The following is a 15,969-nucleotide window of genomic DNA, read 5'->3' on the forward strand; positions in this document are numbered from 1 at the left end:
ACAGCCTTGCTCCCCCAACTCAAGTCGCATTTATGAATAATTAGTCAAAAATGTGCTTATCTGAACAGCATTGCACCCCTGGGGTGGCCTTCCTGTTATTGGTTTCATGGGGGTATCGGCTCTGTGTGCCGGGAGATGAACCAGTCAGCCGGACTGCTCCGCCAGCGTGATGACGCGGCCGCCCTTGTCACAATACATGGCCCTGTCGGCCTGGATGAGCCACTGCTCCGGGCTCCAGTCATGCTGGTAGTGGCTGACGCCGATGCTGATGCCCACCTGCATCGGCTGGTCATTGACCACGAAGGGGGCCTGCATGGCCTGGCGGATCACGGCGGTGACCTCCTCTGCCTGACGGATATCGTAGCCCGGCAGCAGCAGGATGAACTCGTCCCCCGCCAAGCGGGCAAAATAGCACTGGTGGCCGATGGCGTCGTGGATCCGTCGGGCCAGCTGGCAGAGGATGGCATCCCCCTGGCTGTGGCCGAAGTTGTCGTTGATGCGCTTGAAGTCATTGAGATCGCAAAACAGCAGGCAGCCCGGATTGTCGCTTTGCACCTGGTGTTTCAACTGCTCCATCAGGCTCAGGCGATTGGGCAGCCCGGTAAGGGGATCGAGGCGGGCCAGTTGCAGTATCTCCTGCTCTCGCTGCTTGCGCAGGGCCACTTCCTGGTTGAGCCGCTTGTTGCTCATCAGAAGATAGAGGGAGAGCAGCAGGATGAGACCACCAACACCCAGGCTCAGCAGGAACCATGGACGCCAGAAGCTCCACTGTTCTGAGGGAACCTGATAGAGAAAACGGGTCAGGGAGACCGGTTTGGCAAGGAGGCCTATCTCCACCAGCTGCTGCATGATGTGAGCGAAGCGATCCGGATTCATATACCCGATCTCCACATAGAGCGGCTGGATCATCTCCTTGCTCATCTGCAACTCGTATTCCATGTGGGCCTGGCTGCGGTTGACGCCATACTCCGTGCGCAGCAGGGCGATGGCTTCCTCGGGGTGGGTGAGGGCATAGCGCCATCCCTTGAGGCTGGCTGCACGAAAACGTGCCACCCGCTCCGGATTGAGCCGCTCCTGTGCCTGGGTGGTGAAGAGAATGTCGCTGTAGAAATCGATGCCGTAGTTGCGAGGGTTGATGACGGACACCGAGATGCCGCGCTCTTCCAGATAGAATGGCTCATTGCTCAGATAGGCGTTGAAGATGTCTATTCGGCCGGCGATCAGATCGTCGATGTTGACCGAAGTGGGTACCGGGATGAGCTGGCGCTCGTGAAGTCCCTGATAGTAGAGGGTGGCCAGCAGTTCGGCATCCTGATGACCCGGAAACATCATGATCCGTTTGCCACGCATGTCCGCAACGGTGAGAATGCCGCTGTCGCGGCGTGCCAGGAAGATGGAGGGAGAGTGCTGGTAGACGCTGGCCAGCGCCAGCAGCGGCTTGCCCTGGGCGTAGTGGGTCAGCACCTCGGTGTTGCCGACGCCAAAGTCGGCGCGTCCGGCCAGCACCTCCTGAACCGGACTTATTCCCTTGCCACCTGGCCTTATCTCGACATCCAGACCGGCGTCGGCGTAATACCCCTTGGCCTTGGCCATGTGATAGCCCACAAACTGGGGCTGATGCAGCCAGCGCAACTGCAATACCACCTTCTCCGGCAGATCACGTGTCCGTTCACTGGCCTGGAGGGGCGAGAAGCAAGTGATGCCAAGCAACAACAGCCAAAACAGGCATTTTTTCATTCGTGCGATTCTTGTGCTGAGGGTCCATGAAGATGGCCTGCAGGCCTGCATTCAAGTTGTTAACAAGTAACATTCTAAAGGGTTATACATGTACCGGATACAATTGCAGCACAAAGATTTCATGGTGATTAACAAGCGTCCGGGCATTGGCATGCACGATGATGCCGGCGAGCCGGGTCTCGTCAATCGGGTCAGAATGGATACCGGTCTTGACCTCTATCCGGTCCATCGACTGGACAAGATGACCTCTGGGTTGGTGCTGTTGGCCCGCACCCCCGAAGCGAATCGCGCCCTCAGCATGGCTTTCGCGGCGCGGGAAGTGAGCAAGCAGTATCTGGCCCTCTCCGATCGCAAGCCGAAGAAGAAGCAGGGCTGGGTGAAGGGGGACATGGAGAAAGGGCGAGGCGGCAGCTGGATGCTGAGCCGCACCCAGGATAACCCGGCCATCAGCTGGTTCGACTCCGTTTCGGTGCGCGAGGGGCTGCGCCTTTATCGCATCAAGCCCCGGACCGGCAAGACCCATCAGATCCGGGTGGCCTTGAAGAGCGTGGGAGCCCCCATCCTCGGGGATGAGCGTTACGGCGGCACGGTGGCGGATCGCGGTTATCTGCACGCCTGGCGCCTCGCCTTCACCCTGGTAGGTGAGAGTTTCGATCTCGTCTGTCCGCCCGATGAGGGGACACTGTTCCTCCTGCCCGAGTTGCATGCCGCCATCGCAGAGATCACCGAATGAGCGCAGCAACCGTGAGAGTCCCAGCCCGTGGCTGGATCCTGGCCGACTTCGATGACACCCTGGCGCCGGATGACAGCCATGCGGGGTTGCTGCGTTTCATCTTGCGCCGCCGTCTCTGGCCGCTGCTGCTGTGGCCACTGATGGCGTTCGGTGCCGTGATCTATCTGCTGCCAGGTCAGCGCAGTCGCGGCATTGCACTCATCTGGTGGACCATCACCCTCGGGCTATCCCCCCTGGCCTGGCGCGCCTTGATACGGCAGTACAGCCTGACCCGGCCCGGTCTGTATCGGGAGGCGCGAGCCCTCCTGACGGGGGAGGGGTACCGCTGCTGGGTCATCTCCGCCAGTCCCCGCGCCCTGGTCCGTGCCCAGCTCCATCGTCAACTGCCAAGGCTCCCTCACCGCATCATCGGCTCGCGGATGGGTTACCGTTTCGGCGGCCTAGTGCCGCGCTTCTATTGCCATGGCAGGCACAAGCTGCTGCCCGAGCTCCTGACCCTGGAGGCCGCACTCACCCTGAGTGACAGCCTGCACGATCTGCCCCTGCTGGCGTTGGGGGAGCAAGCCTGGCTCATCAACCCGCAAAGGACTCGATTGCTAAAGGCGAGGGCGGTGCTGCCCCATATCGAACCCCGTTATTGGTCGCTGTAAGGCAAAGCTGACAGCCTTGCGGGACGCTAACGAGCGCAGTGCAAGGTTGGGGCTGTGATGTCACATTTCATTTACATTTTTTGGCGCGGATCCCCGCCAAACTATCTGAACGCCGCCCCTTCTCATTCCCTGCGCTCGCCACTCTAATGAAACAAGTTGTTAAAAATGCCGTGCGGGCTGCCTGTCGAGCCCTTGCGGCGTGAACCGTTTCGTTATCAGTTCATCGCAAGGAGCGCATCATGACCACCCCCTCTTCCCGTACTCACACCATCAACCCCCTTGGCACCGACGGGTTTGAGTTTGTCGAGTACACGGCGCCGGATCTCAAGGGCATTGCGGCCCTCAAGGCGCTGTTCGTCTCACTGGGCTTTGCCGAAGTGGCCAAGCACAGGCACAAGCAGTGCTGGCTCTATCGCCAGGGGGACATCAACTTCGTGGTCAATGCCGAGCCCCACTCCCAAGCGGAGGAGTTTGCCCGGGCCCATGGTCCGAGCGTGTGCGGCATGGCGTTTCGGGTGAGCGATGCCGGCCGTGCCCAGCAGTACGCCATTGGCCAGGGGGCCAAGCCGTTTGTGGGCAAAATCGGCCCCATGGAACTCAACATCCCCGCCATCTACGGCATCGGCGAGAGTACCCTCTCCTTTGTCGATCGCTATGGCGAGCGGGGCTCCATCTATGACGTGGACTTTATCTTCTACCCCGACTGGCAGGCCCGCATGGCCGAGGTGGACGCGGGGCTCTATGAGATCGACCACCTGACCCACAACGTCCATCGCGGCAACATGAACCTCTGGTCGAATTTCTACGAGCGGATCGGCAACTTCCGGGAAATCCGCTACTTCGACATCGAGGGCAAGCTGACCGGACTGCACTCGCGCGCCATGACGGCCCCCTGCGGCAAAATTCGCATTCCCATCAACGAGTCGGCGGACGACAAGTCCCAGATAGAGGAGTACCTGCGCCAGTACAAGGGGGAGGGGATCCAGCACATCGCGCTCGCCTCTGCCGACATCTATCACACCATCCGCACGCTCAGAGGGCGGGGAACCGGCTTCATGCCGACGCCGGACACCTACTACGAGAAGGTGGACAGCCGGGTGGCGGGTCATCAGGAGGATCTGGCGGCGCTGAAAGAGCTGCGCATCCTCATCGACGGCTCGCCGACGAAGGACGGCATCCTGCTGCAGATCTTCACGGACACCGTCATCGGTCCCGTGTTCTTCGAGATCATCCAGCGCAAGGGCAACGAGGGCTTTGGTGAGGGCAACTTCCAGGCATTGTTCGAATCCATCGAGCTGGATCAGATCCGCCGTGGCGTGCTGGACGGATCCACGCAAGGGGAGGTGAACAGTGCCGCGCAGGGCCAGAAAAACGGAGAACCGAGCGATGCGTAACTGGATAAGCTTCCCCCATCGGGAGGGAACCCACTCCCGCCAGGCCCATGCCGATCTGCCGGAGCAGGCCATCTATGAGCGCGAGCTGGGGCGCTCGGGCTTCTTCGGTCCGGCCACCCACATGCACCACAAGCATGCTCCCACCGACTGGGTCAACTGGGAGGGACCGCTTCGGCCACGGGCGTTTGACTTGAACGATCTGCAGGAGGAGGTGAGCTCCCTCTCCCCCTGGGTGATGCCGGATATTCTCAGCAACCCCCACTGCCGCTACCGCATCTGGCGCCTGCATGAGCCCATGCCGTTTCTGGTGCGAAACGCCGATGGCGACGAGCTCCTGTTCATTCACGAGGGGAGCGGAGAGTTCTACTGCGACTACGGACACCTCATCTTGAGAGATGGCGACTATGTGGTGATCCCCCGTGGCACCATGTGGCGCATCGAGCCCACCGCGCCCCTCTTCATCCTGATGATAGAGGCGACGGAAGACAGTTATCAGCTGCCGGACAAGGGACTGGTGGGCAATCACGCCATCTTCGATCCGGCGGCCCTGGACGTGCCCGCCATCAACGAGCGCTTCCTGGCCCAGCAGGATGAAAACCCCTGGTCGCTGCAGATCAAGCGCCACGATCAGGTCTCGGTCGTCACCTGGCCGTTCAACCCGCTGGATGCACAAGGGTGGCACGGGGACTTGTGCGTGGTGCGCCTCAACTGGCGGGATATCCGCCCGCTGATGAGCCACCGCTACCACCTGCCTCCCTCGGCTCACTCCACCTTCGTGGCGAGCCGGTTCGTGGTCTGCACCTTCGTGCCGCGTCCCATCGAGAGTGACCCAGGCGCCCTGCGGGTGCCCTTCTACCACAGCAACGACGACTTCGACGAAGTGCTCTTCTACCACGCTGGGTACTTCTTCAGCCGGGACAACATCAAGCGGGGCATGGTCACCTTCCACCCTGCCGGCTTCACCCATGGTCCCCATCCCAAGGCCTTTGCGGCGGGACTGGCTCATGCCAAGACCTTCACCGACGAGGTGGCGGTGATGCTCGACACCCGGGATGCCCTGGCCGTCGGCCCGATCTGCGAAGGGGTCGAACACCCCGGTTATGTCACCAGCTGGCAGCGTCCAGAGACGCTCGGCAAATAAGGAATTCGATATGAAACTGGCAACCCTGAACAATGGCAAGCGCGACGGCGCCCTGGTGGTGGTGAGCCGCGATCTGGCGCGCGCCGTCCACGTGACGACCATTGCCCCGACCCTGCAGTCGGCCCTCGACGAGTGGGGCGAAGTGGCGCCGCAATTGGCGAAGGTTTATCAGCGACTCAACGAGGGCGCCTGCCCCGACGCCTTCCCCTTCGATGAGACCGCCTGCCTCTCCCCGCTGCCTCGCGCCTACCAGTGGATTGACGGCAGTGCCTACGTCAATCACGTGGAGCTGGTGCGCAAAGCGCGCGGCGCCGACATGCCAGAAAGCTTCTGGCACGATCCCCTGATGTATCAGGGAGGCTCTGACAGCTTCCTGCCGCCCCGTGGCCCCATCGTGATGGGCTCCGAGGAGTGGGGTATCGACTTCGAGTCGGAAGTCGCCGTCATCACCGACGACGTGCCCATGGGCACCCGTTCGCAGGGGGCGGCGAGCCACATCAAGCTCTTGATGCTGGTCAACGACGTGAGCCTGCGCAACCTCATTCCCGGGGAGCTTGCCAAGGGCTTCGGCTTCTTCCAGTCCAAGCCCTCCAGCAGCTTCTCGCCGGTGGCCATCACCCCGGACGAGCTGGGGGATGACTGGCGCGATGGCAAGGTCCACCTGCCCCTGGTGACCCACCTCAACGGCGCCCTGTTCGGGCAGCCCGACGCCGGGGTGGACATGACCTTCAACTTTGATGAACTGATTGCCCATGCCGCCAAGACAAGGCCGCTCGGGGCGGGCTGCATCATCGGCTCGGGCACCGTCTCCAACTACGACAGAAGCCGGGGATCCTCCTGCCTTGCCGAGCGGCGGATGCTGGAAATTATCGAGTCAGGTCAAGCCACTACACCCTTTCTGCGCTTTGGTGATACAGTGTCCATCGCGATGCAGGATCGCAACGGGATGAGTCTGTTTGGCACCATTTTGCAGCGGGTCACGCAAGCAACGGCCGAGCGGGCGAGCTAGGAGAGCCCGACCCCGGGAGGGGCGGGCGACACGGCAGGTGGCAGACACCTGCCACCACAGGGACACACTATGCTGCAGTTGTTTGGATATTGGCGCTCATCGGCCAGCTTTCGCGTGCGTTTGGTACTGCAACTCAAGGGGCTCGATTATGAGCAGCACCCGGTCAACTTGCGGCAGGGTGAGCAGAAGGAGAAGGCCTACCGCCGGGTCAATCCACAGGGACTGGTGCCGTTTCTCGTGGACGATGACGTGCATCTGGGTCAGTCGGTGGCCATCATGGAGTACCTCGACGAGACCTATCCCGCCTACCCCCTGATGCCCTCCGCCCCCATCGAACGTGCCCGGGTGCGCCAGATCGTCAACATGATCGCCTGTGACACCCACCCCCTCAACAACCTGCGCGTGCTGCACTACCTGGAGCAGGAGCTGGGGCAGAGCAAGATGGCGCGGGATGCCTGGTATCGCCACTGGATTGACGAGACCTTCACCGCGCTGGAGCAGCTTCTCATGACCACCGCCGGCATCTATTGCGTGGGCAACGAGGTCACCCTGGCGGACTGCATGCTGGTGCCCCAGGTCTACAACGCCCGCCGCTTCGACATGACCCTGGATGACTACCCCACCATTGCGCGCATCGTCGCCAACTGCGAGCAGTTGCAAGCCTTTATCAAGGCCGCCCCCGCCAATCAGCCGGATGCCCAGCCCTGAAGCTGTGCAGACCGGGCCAGCGCGTTGGCCCGGTCTGCCGTCTCTTTCCTTGCCCGGGTTATCTTGCTCGCCTCAGGGCGTGCCATTGGCCCCATAGCGTCGAAACCCCGGCCGCTCTTTCAGTCGCTGATAGTAGTCGTCCACGGCGGGTAGCGACGGGCGATCATAGGGCGTCTCCAGCCAGCGGTTGACTGACAGCCCGATGGGAATGTCTGCCAGCGAGAAGTGCGGACCGGCCACATATCCTCCGGTTGTTTGAAGCTGTCTCTCCAGGATCTCCATGCAGTGAGACCACTGCAGGCAAGCTGCGTGAAGGGCCTGATGGTCTTGATGCTGGGGGGAGCGCCTCACCAGCGACAGGAAGGCGTAGCGCCAGGCGGTGTTCAAGTCCGATGCCTGCCAGTCAATCCATTGATCGACCCTGGCCCTGGCTCTCGCCTCGGCGGGATAGAGTGCATTGGCACCATGGCGCGTCGCCAGGTAGCGGATGATGGTGTTCGACTCCCACAGCGTAAAATCCTCATCCTGAATGACGGGCACCATGGCATTGGGGTTGAGCGCCAGAAACGCCGGGGTGTCCGTGGGTTTGAAGCCGGATCCCCACTCCTCCAGCTCGAAGGGGAGGGTCAGCTCGGCACAGGTCCACAGTACCTTGCGCACATTGATTGACGACGCCTTGCCCAGTATTCGCAACATCTTTTTCGTCCTTGTCCGGGGTGATGGATGGCCTGTTTGTCGCAGACATGCCACTTCCCTGTTTGCGCTGCCATCAAGGCCCTGCACTGTCACTGACCGTGCGGGGCCCTGTTTGATTGATTGGCGAGTCAGCCGTGGGTGGTCCTGGGCTGGAAATAGGCGATAAATTTGCCGAGTTTCTCCCCGTCGTAACTCTTCCCCTTCTCCAGCAGCCCGGTGTTGAAGGACTCGAGCAGCCTGCCCTTGGCATCCAGCACGTAGAAGTGGGGCACCCCCAGATACTCGGGGTAGGCTTTCAGGAAGGATTCATTCTTGTTCTGCTCGCTGACGTTCACCTTGACCACCACGAAGGTGCGGTTGAGCTGGCCGGCGAGATCGGGTTCCCGGTCCAGAAAGCGGTTCATCTCCTGGCACCAGCTGCACCATTCGCCCCCCACCAGCAGCAGGACTTTCTTGCCCTCGGCACTGGCCTTGGCGGTAGCGGCGGCGAGATCGCGGGCCGGATCCCGCGTCTCGTCATAACCCTGGCTGTAATCGGGCAGGCTCTGACTCCAGAGGTGGTCGCCCGCGCAGGCGGCGCCATTGAAAAGGAGGGGGCCCAGCATCAGGGGCAGTAACAGTCGTTTCATGGTCTCTTCCTTGTGTCGTTATCTTTGCTTCCAGGCGCAGACAATGTGACACGGGGCGTTTCCTGCGCCAAGCCGCAAACAGGGAAGGGGAAGGCAAAAAGCGGCAATGGAATGGCAGAAAACAACAAAGCCCCTCGAGAGGCAATGCTGTTCAGATAAGCACTTTTTTGACTGATTATTCATAAATTGGATTTGAGTTGAGGGGGCAAGGCTGTGTCCAGTCGATCTTCCTCCAGCCTTTATCCAGCGGGGCTTGCAATAGAAAGAGGGAGGCATCATGCCTCCCTCGCTTTTTTGTCCTGATACTACGTGGACTGGAACTCAAATTCTCTTAAGTGAACAGCATTGCCCTCGAGAGGGGCTTTGTATTCAGGTCAGGGGCGATCAGTAACCCTGCTGGTGGACGTCCATCACGGCGCGACCGGAGGGGTCGGCCATCTCCTTGAACTTGGCATCCCATTCGAGCGCGGTGGGAGTGGAGCAGGCGACCGACTTGCCGTAGGGCACGGTGCGGGCGGCGGACTCCAGCGGGAAGTGCTCGTCGAAGATGGCGCGATAGTAGTACGCCTCCTTGGTGAGCGGGGTGTTGACGGGGAAGCGGAAGGCCGCGGCCTCGAACATCTGATCCGTCACCTCTTCCTCGACCATGGCCTTCAGGCTGTCAATCCAGGAGTAGCCCACGCCGTCGGAGAACTGCTCCTTCTGGCGCCACGCCACTTCGTGGGGCAGCAGATCCTCGAAGGCTTCCCGCAGGATGTGCTTCTCGATCTTGCCCTTGCCGCACATCTTGTCGGCGGGATTGAGGCGCATCGCCACGTCCATGAACTCCTTGTCGAGGAAGGGCACGCGACCCTCCACACCCCAGGCGGCCATGGACTTGTTGGCGCGCAGGCAGTCATAGAGGTGCAGGGAGGCGAGCTTGCGCACGTTCTCTTCGTGGAACTCTTTAGCGTTGGGCGCCTTGTGGAAGTAGAGATAGCCACCGAACAGTTCATCGGAGCCTTCGCCGGAGAGCACCATTTTGATCCCCATCGCCTTGATGTAGCGGGCCATCAGATACATGGGCGTGGAGGCGCGGATGGTGGTGACGTCATAGGTCTCGAGGTGATAGATGACGTCACGCAGGGCATCCAGACCTTCCTGCACGGTGAAGTGGATCTGGTGGTGGATGGTGCCCAGATGGTCAGCCACCTTGCGGGCGGCGGCGAGATCCGGCGACCCTTCCAGGCCGACGGCGAAGGAGTGCAGCTGGGGCCACCAGGCTTCGCTCTTGCCATCGTCTTCCACCCGGCGGGCGGCATAGAGCTTGGTGATGGCGGAGATGACGGAGGAGTCCAGACCACCGGAGAGCAGCACGCCATAGGGCACGTCGCACATCAGCTGGCGCTTGACCGCCGCTTCCAGTGCCGCTTTGAGCTCGGCCTTGTCGCTGACGTTGTGCTCGACCGGCGCGTATTCCATCCAGTCCCGTTTGTACCAAGTTTTAAGCTCGCCATCCTTGCTCCACAGGTAGTGTCCCGGCGGGAAGGTCTCGACGCTCTTGCACACGGGCACCAGGGCCTTCATCTCGGAGGCGACATAGAAGTTGCCGTGTTCGTCGCGGCCGGTATAGAGGGGGATGATCCCCATGTGGTCGCGACCAATCAGGTAGGCATCCTGCTCGGCGTCATAGAGGATGAAGGCGAAGATGCCGTTCAGATCGTCCAGAAACGCCGGGCCTTTCTCCTTGTAGAGGGCCAGCAGCACTTCACAGTCGGAGTGGGTCTGGAACTGGAAGTCGACCTTGAGGTTCTTCTCCAGCTCCTTGTGGTTGTAGATCTCGCCGTTGACGGCCAATACGTGTGTGCGCTCGGGGTTGTAGAGAGGCTGTGCGCCGTTGCCCGGATCGACGATGGCCAGGCGCTCGTGCACCAGGATGGCCTTGTCGGAGCTGTAGACGCCGGACCAGTCAGGCCCGCGGTGACGCAGTCGCTTGGACATCTCCAGGGCCGATTTGCGCAGGGCAGTGGCGTCGGTCTTGATGTCCAGAATGCCGAAAATAGAACACATTGGCGGTAATCCTCTTGATTTTTATATGAGCCCCCCACGTTTGGGCTCGAAATTCCATTTACATTCCTCGCCAATCACAATGCCTAGCGGAAAACCCTTTTGCAAGCAGGAAAACCGCAGAAAATCATGCCGTAAGCGTCAAGTTGCGCCAGGGAATGGCGGCCGTTCGGCCGCCTGAAGAGAGAGGGTCAGGGTTGACGTTCGCGTCAAGTCGCGGCGGGTTCGAAGATCACATAGAGCTTGCGGCAAGGGGTGAGGGTCTCCCACTGCCCGACAAAACCGACGGGAATGACGAACTGATCCCCCGGTTTGAGGTGCAGCCGGCCGCCCTGCTCGTCGTGGATCACCGCCTCCCCTTCCAGCATCTGGCAGTATTCGTGTTCGGTATAGTGAACGGCCCAGCAGCCCGGCTCGCAAGCCCAGAAGCCCACGTGAAACTGCTGGCTCGGGTCGGAGTAGTGGTTCCATGCCGTCTGGCTCGGCGTTCCGGCCCTGATGCGCTCGGGGGCGGGCATCATCGGGGTGGGGGAGACAGTGTGCTTGTCCAGCAGGATCCAGTCGTTCAGGCTCTTCATGGTGCGTCCTTGAGTGGCGAAGGAGCATCCTGCTCCCGTTTAGTTTGTTTAACGATGTTGCGCTTACGTTAAACGAAACGGGCCCCCTTTGCCAAGGGGGCCCGTGCAGGCTGAAGGCTACCGGAAGGGCGGCACCCGGGATCAGACGATGTCGATGTCCACCACGGAGTCAAAGATGTGGTTTGGCCGAAACGGCATGCGGTCGATGTCCGCCACCTTGCTCACCCCGGAGAGCACCAGCACCGTCTCGAGACCGGCCTGGAAGCCTGCCAGGATGTCGGTGCGCAGGTTGTCGCCGATGATGATGGTGTCGTCGGAGTGGGCCTCCATCCGGTTGAGGGCCGCGCGAATGATCCAGGCGCTCGGCTTGCCGACATAGAAGGGCTTCTTGCCGGTCATCCGCTCGATGGGGGCGCACAGGGCGCCGCAGGCCGGGTACATCAGGGGGCCGTGGGTGTCGGGGTTGGTGGCGATGAAGCGGGCCCCCTGATCCACGAACTTGGCGCCCTGCTGCATCATGGTCCAGTTGTAGTTGCGGGTCTCTCCCACCACCACGAAGTCCGGGTCGATATCGGTGATGGTGAAGCCGGCTTTATAGAGCTCGTGGGTCAGGGCCCCTTCACCGATCACATAGGCCTTCTTGCCATCCTGGCGCTTGAGAAAGTCGGCGGTGCCCATGGCGGAGGTGTAGAAGCACTCCTCGGGCACCTCTATTCCGGCGGAGCGGAAGCGGTTTTGCAGATCTTTCTGGGTCTGGGCCGGGTAGTTGGTGAGGAACAGGAGCTTGCTGCCCTGCTCCAGCAGGCGGTGGACGAAGCGGTCGGCGCCGGGAATGAGATCGTTGTTGTGCAGGATGACGCCGTCAATGTCACAGATGACGTTTTTCTTCATGAATTCTCCTTGTAGGGCGCAAGAGCGGGGACAGGGCCTCCCTCTGTTCGTCTCTTCAATCGGTTATGGTTTTTGTGTCGCCATTATAAGGCCCTTTGATGACAAGTCTCCCCCGGTGGGCCAGATGGGTGCACAATGAAGGCGAAGGGAGGGCGCCGCCCCGGTGGTGCCCGCACGGAGTCTGACGATGGAGCCGTCATCATGGAGCACTTTATTGCCGGCTTGCCCAAGCTGGAACTGCACCTGCATATCGAGGGGACCCTCGAACCCGAGCTGATGTTCGCCCTCGGCCAGCGCAACGGGGTGGCGCTTCCCTGGCCCGATGTCGACAGCCTGCGCGCCGCCTATGAGTTCGACGGCCTGCAATCCTTCCTCGATCTCTACTACCTCGGTGCCAGCGTGCTCATCCACGAACAGGATTTCTTCGACCTCACCTGGGCCTATCTCGAGCGCTGCGTTGCCGATCACGTGGTGCACGTGGAGATCTTCTTCGACCCCCAGACCCACACCGCCCGCGGCGTGCCTTTTGCCACCGTGCTGGGGGGCATCGAGCGGGCGTTGCAGGCTGGCGAAGCAGCCTTTGGCATCAGCTGGCGGCTCATCATGAGCTTCCTGCGCCACCTGAGTGAAGAGGCGGCATTCGCCACCCTGGCAGAGGCCACGCCGCACCTGGCGCGCCTGCACGGGGTCGGCCTCGATTCGGGGGAGCAGGGCAACCCGCCCAGCAAGTTTGCCCGGGTCTTTGCCCGGGCCAGGGAACTGGGGTTGCCTGTGGTGGCCCACGCGGGGGAGGAGGGACCTGCGGACTACATCTGGCAGGCGATCCGGGAGCTCGGGGTGCAACGCATCGATCACGGGGTGCGCTGCGTCGAGGATCCCGCGCTGCTGAGCTATCTTGCCGATACACGGCTGCCCCTCACCGTCTGCCCCCTCTCCAACGTGCGGCTCAGGGTGTTTGACCAGATGGCCCACCACAATGTGCTAAGGCTGCTGGAGCAGGGGCTCTGCGTCACCGTGAACTCCGACGATCCCGCCTATTTCGGCGGCTACATGAACGCCAACTTCCAGGCCCTGGCCGACGGGCTTGGCGCCAGCCAGGAGCAGTTGTGCCGACTCAGTCTCAATGCCGTGGAGGCGAGCTGGCTGAGCCTTGCGGACAAGGTGCGTCTGACCCGGGACATTCGCCTCCATGCCGCCCTGCACGGGGTGAGCCTGCACTGAGCAGGCCGCCTTGCACACCTTGAATGGAGGAGGCCCGCCATGGCTGGCGGGCCTCTTTGTGCCATCGTTGGGCGGGTATCAACCCACCCGCACCAGATACTTTTCCCCTTGTCCCTCCTGCTTGACGTGGGTGAGCAGGGCGGGCAGGGCGTCGAAGTCGCCCACCACCAGCGGCGGCAGGGTCAGCTCGCCGCTCGCCATCTGCGCCATCATGGCGACACCGGCCGCTACCAGACGGCTCCACTGTTTGTCCGAGCCAAAGGCGTGCTGGGCGCCGAGGGCAATCTCGTGCAATGAGTGGCAATGGCTAAAGGCGGGCAGCGGGTTGCGCGCGATGCGCCCGAGCACCGTCACCATGTGGCCGTAATAGCCAAGGGCAGGCAGCAAGGCTTCTGCCTGCTGGCTGGAGACCAGATCGATGATCCCCTCGAAGGGTTCACCGCCGTTGGCGGCCTGCAACTGGGCCAGCCAGTCGGGATCCCGATAGTCCGCCACCCCCTGCACGCCTAGCTGTTTGAGCCACTGGTGGTGGCGCGGGCTGGCGCTGGCAAAGACGCGGGCCCCCTGCTTAAGGGCAAGTTGCACCGCGAAGCGGCCGACACTGCTGCCAGCCCCCGTGATGAGCAGGGCCTCCCCGTGCAGGTGCGGCAGCTTGGCCAGTGCCTGCCAGGCGGTGAGGCCGGGGCAGGGGAGCGCGGCGGCCGTCTCGTCGCTCAGGGCATCGGGCACCGGCATCAGGGCGCGAGCCGGCACCAGGGTGTGGCGGGCAAAGCTGCCGCCGTGGCGCAGGTCGGTGTGATAGGCGACCCGGGTGCCGGGGCGCAGGTGGGTGACATTGGCCCCCAGTGTCACCAAGGTGCCCATGCCATCGACGCCGGGCACATGGCCTGGCTGCCAGTGGGGATGACCCTGTTCGATGAGTTTCCAGTCCACCGGATTGAAGGCGATGATCCGGTTGGCGACGAGGACCTCGTCGGGCCCGGGGGCGGGGAGCGTCTGCCGGGTGAGGATGAGCTGGTCCGGTTCGCCGGGGGCGTGCCAGCACCAGGCCTGGGTATGGTTCATGGTGACTCCTTGAAAGAGAGGGGCGCAGATTGAATCACATGGCGCAACAATGTCTTGGGTTGTTGTTGCACTGGCAAGACAACAAGGCGGACCCCACGCTGGTGGGGTCCGCCCGGGAAGAGGTTAAGCGCCAGCCGCCTTATGCCCGCTCTGCCCCATAGACGGGGTAGTCGGTCAGCCCTTTCTCGCCGCCGCCAAACAGGGTGGCGGGATCATGGGGAGCGAACGGATGGCCGTGGCGCAGGCGGTTCGGCAAGTCGGGGTTGGCCACGAAGGGGCGACCGAAGCCAATCATGTCGGCCCAGCCCGCCTCGATGGCGGCGCGGGCGCGCTCCCCATCGTACTTGCCGGCGTAGATGAGGGTGTTGGGGAAGGCGTCGCGCAGCCCCTGCTTGAAGCTCTCCGCCATCAGGGGGGCGTCGTCCCAGTCCGCTTCGGCCACGTGCAGATAGACCACGCCGAGCTGGCCCAGCAGGCGCGCGGCAGCCAGATAGGTCTCCTGGGGGTTGGCATCCACGGTGCCGTTGAGGGTGGTGAGCGGCGCAAGGCGTACCCCGACCCGGTCGGGACCGATCTCGTCACAGACCGCCTCGGTCACCTCTTTGAGGAAGCGCAGCCGGTTTTCGAGCGAACCGCCATAGCCGTCGGTGCGGGTATTGGACTCGGAGTCGAGGAACTGGTTGATGAGGTAGCCGTTGGCGGCGTGCAACTCGATGCCGTCAAAGCCCGCTTCCATGGCGTTGCGGGCGGCCCGGCGAAACTGCCCCACCACGGCGTCGATGTCGGCCTGGGTCATGGCGCGCGGGGTGACGGTCTCCACAAACCCCGGGGCATCGCTGCCGTTGTCGACGAATACCTTCACTCCCTTGGCCTGGATGGCGGAGGAGGAGAGGGGCTGGGCGCCGCCGATGTTGTCAGGATGGGTGACCCGGCCCACGTGCCAGAGCTGGGCGAACATGATGCCCCCCTCGGCGTGGACCGCGTCTGTTACCTGCTTCCAGCCTGCCACCTGCTCGGCGCTGTGGATGCCCGGCGTCCAGGCGTAGCCCTTGCCCAGGGGATCTATCTGGGTGCCTTCGCTGATGATGAGGCCGGCCCCGGCACGCTGGGCGTAGTAGGTCGCCATCATGGCGTTGGCCACGTCCCCGGGCTGGCTGGCGCGGGAGCGGGTCATGGGGGGCATGACGATGCGGTTGGCAAGGTGCAGCTGGCCGAGGCGAAGGGGGCAGAACAGGGGATCGTGGTGCATGATGGATTCCTCAATCTTTGGGAGTGAGGTGACTCTAGAGGGGATTGTTATTGTGAAAAAGAGGGGGTATTGCAGAAGAGAATTGCCGTTATCGCAGCAATGGCGCGGGAGGGGCCGGGCTCGGGCCAGAAAAAAGAGGGCCAAAGGCCTAATGCCAGTCAGTTAAGCCTGACTGGCATTGTTTTTACTAGGTTTTCTCGTCGCATACTTCTGTGGTTTGGC

Annotated in this window: 15 protein-coding genes; 7 read left to right on the plus strand and 8 right to left on the minus strand. The window is 62.3% G+C overall.

Features of this window, described 5'->3' with window-relative positions:
* Window positions 1-144: 144 nt before the first annotated feature.
* Window positions 145-1,737: a GGDEF domain-containing protein gene (locus tag OKC30_RS14510; RefSeq protein ID WP_010675126.1), complete on the minus strand. Its 1,593-nt coding sequence runs from the start codon at window positions 1,735-1,737 to the stop codon at window positions 145-147.
* An 88-nt stretch (window positions 1,738-1,825) separates the two neighbouring features.
* On the opposite strand from OKC30_RS14510, the gene OKC30_RS14515 reads away from it, so the two are divergent.
* The 6 genes from OKC30_RS14515 to maiA all read left to right on the plus strand — a co-directional run bounded on the left by OKC30_RS14515 (window position 1,826) and on the right by maiA (window position 7,372).
* Window positions 1,826-2,470, plus strand: coding sequence for a TIGR01621 family pseudouridine synthase (locus tag OKC30_RS14515; protein ID WP_160837112.1), 645 nt, complete (start codon window positions 1,826-1,828; stop codon window positions 2,468-2,470).
* Window positions 2,467-3,120 (plus strand): HAD family hydrolase, encoded by a 654-nt coding sequence (locus OKC30_RS14520; RefSeq protein ID WP_160837114.1) that lies wholly within the window; start codon window positions 2,467-2,469, stop codon window positions 3,118-3,120. Before OKC30_RS14515 ends, OKC30_RS14520 begins: the two co-directional genes overlap by 4 nt.
* A 239-nt stretch (window positions 3,121-3,359) precedes the next feature.
* Window positions 3,360-4,514: a 4-hydroxyphenylpyruvate dioxygenase gene (hppD, locus tag OKC30_RS14525; RefSeq protein ID WP_041214989.1), complete on the plus strand. Its 1,155-nt coding sequence runs from the start codon at window positions 3,360-3,362 to the stop codon at window positions 4,512-4,514.
* A complete protein-coding gene (locus OKC30_RS14530; RefSeq protein WP_160837116.1) occupies window positions 4,507-5,655 on the plus strand; it encodes a homogentisate 1,2-dioxygenase in 1,149 nt (382 codons plus the stop codon). The genes hppD and OKC30_RS14530 overlap by 8 nt, the downstream gene beginning before the upstream one ends.
* A gap of 10 nt (window positions 5,656-5,665) precedes the next feature.
* The gene (locus OKC30_RS14535) at window positions 5,666-6,664 is read left to right on the plus strand and encodes a fumarylacetoacetate hydrolase family protein (RefSeq protein WP_160837118.1); all 999 of its coding nucleotides are present in this window, start codon (window positions 5,666-5,668) and stop codon (window positions 6,662-6,664) included.
* 69 nt (window positions 6,665-6,733) lie between these two features.
* Window positions 6,734-7,372, plus strand: coding sequence for a maleylacetoacetate isomerase (gene maiA / locus OKC30_RS14540; RefSeq protein WP_010675120.1), 639 nt, complete (start codon window positions 6,734-6,736; stop codon window positions 7,370-7,372).
* Window positions 7,373-7,444: 72 nt separating this feature from the next.
* Here maiA and OKC30_RS14545 read toward each other — a convergent pair whose 3' ends face one another.
* The 5 genes from OKC30_RS14545 to OKC30_RS14565 form a co-directional block, all read right to left on the minus strand.
* Window positions 7,445-8,068, minus strand: a complete 624-nt coding sequence (locus OKC30_RS14545) for a glutathione S-transferase family protein (protein ID WP_039038772.1) — start codon at window positions 8,066-8,068, stop codon at window positions 7,445-7,447.
* Window positions 8,069-8,196: 128 nt separating this feature from the next.
* Window positions 8,197-8,697, minus strand: a complete 501-nt coding sequence (locus tag OKC30_RS14550) for a thioredoxin family protein (protein WP_160837120.1) — start codon at window positions 8,695-8,697, stop codon at window positions 8,197-8,199.
* Between the two features lie 384 nt (window positions 8,698-9,081).
* A complete protein-coding gene (gene asnB / locus OKC30_RS14555; RefSeq protein ID WP_160838541.1) occupies window positions 9,082-10,746 on the minus strand; it encodes an asparagine synthase B in 1,665 nt (554 codons plus the stop codon).
* Between the two features lie 206 nt (window positions 10,747-10,952).
* Window positions 10,953-11,321: a cupin domain-containing protein gene (locus OKC30_RS14560; protein WP_160838539.1), complete on the minus strand. Its 369-nt coding sequence runs from the start codon at window positions 11,319-11,321 to the stop codon at window positions 10,953-10,955.
* Between the two features lie 141 nt (window positions 11,322-11,462).
* Window positions 11,463-12,212, minus strand: a complete 750-nt coding sequence (locus OKC30_RS14565; RefSeq protein WP_010675115.1) for an HAD-IIA family hydrolase — start codon at window positions 12,210-12,212, stop codon at window positions 11,463-11,465.
* A gap of 201 nt (window positions 12,213-12,413) precedes the next feature.
* Between OKC30_RS14565 and OKC30_RS14570 the strand changes: the two genes are divergently transcribed.
* Window positions 12,414-13,433 (plus strand): adenosine deaminase, encoded by a 1,020-nt coding sequence (locus OKC30_RS14570; RefSeq protein WP_103858448.1) that lies wholly within the window; start codon window positions 12,414-12,416, stop codon window positions 13,431-13,433.
* A 78-nt stretch (window positions 13,434-13,511) separates the two neighbouring features.
* On the opposite strand, the gene OKC30_RS14575 is transcribed toward OKC30_RS14570, so the two are convergent.
* Window positions 13,512-14,498 carry a zinc-binding dehydrogenase gene (locus tag OKC30_RS14575; RefSeq protein ID WP_160838537.1) on the minus strand — a complete coding sequence of 329 codons (987 nt, stop codon included), beginning with the start codon at window positions 14,496-14,498 and terminating at the stop codon, window positions 13,512-13,514.
* A gap of 139 nt (window positions 14,499-14,637) precedes the next feature.
* Entirely contained in the window at window positions 14,638-15,747 is a 1,110-nt protein-coding gene (locus OKC30_RS14580) for an alkene reductase (protein ID WP_160838535.1), read from the minus strand.
* Window positions 15,748-15,969 lie beyond the last annotated feature (222 nt).

It is taken from the genome of Aeromonas sp. QDB18, from assembly GCF_027705325.1.
Lineage (GTDB): Bacteria > Pseudomonadota > Gammaproteobacteria > Enterobacterales > Aeromonadaceae > Aeromonas > Aeromonas caviae.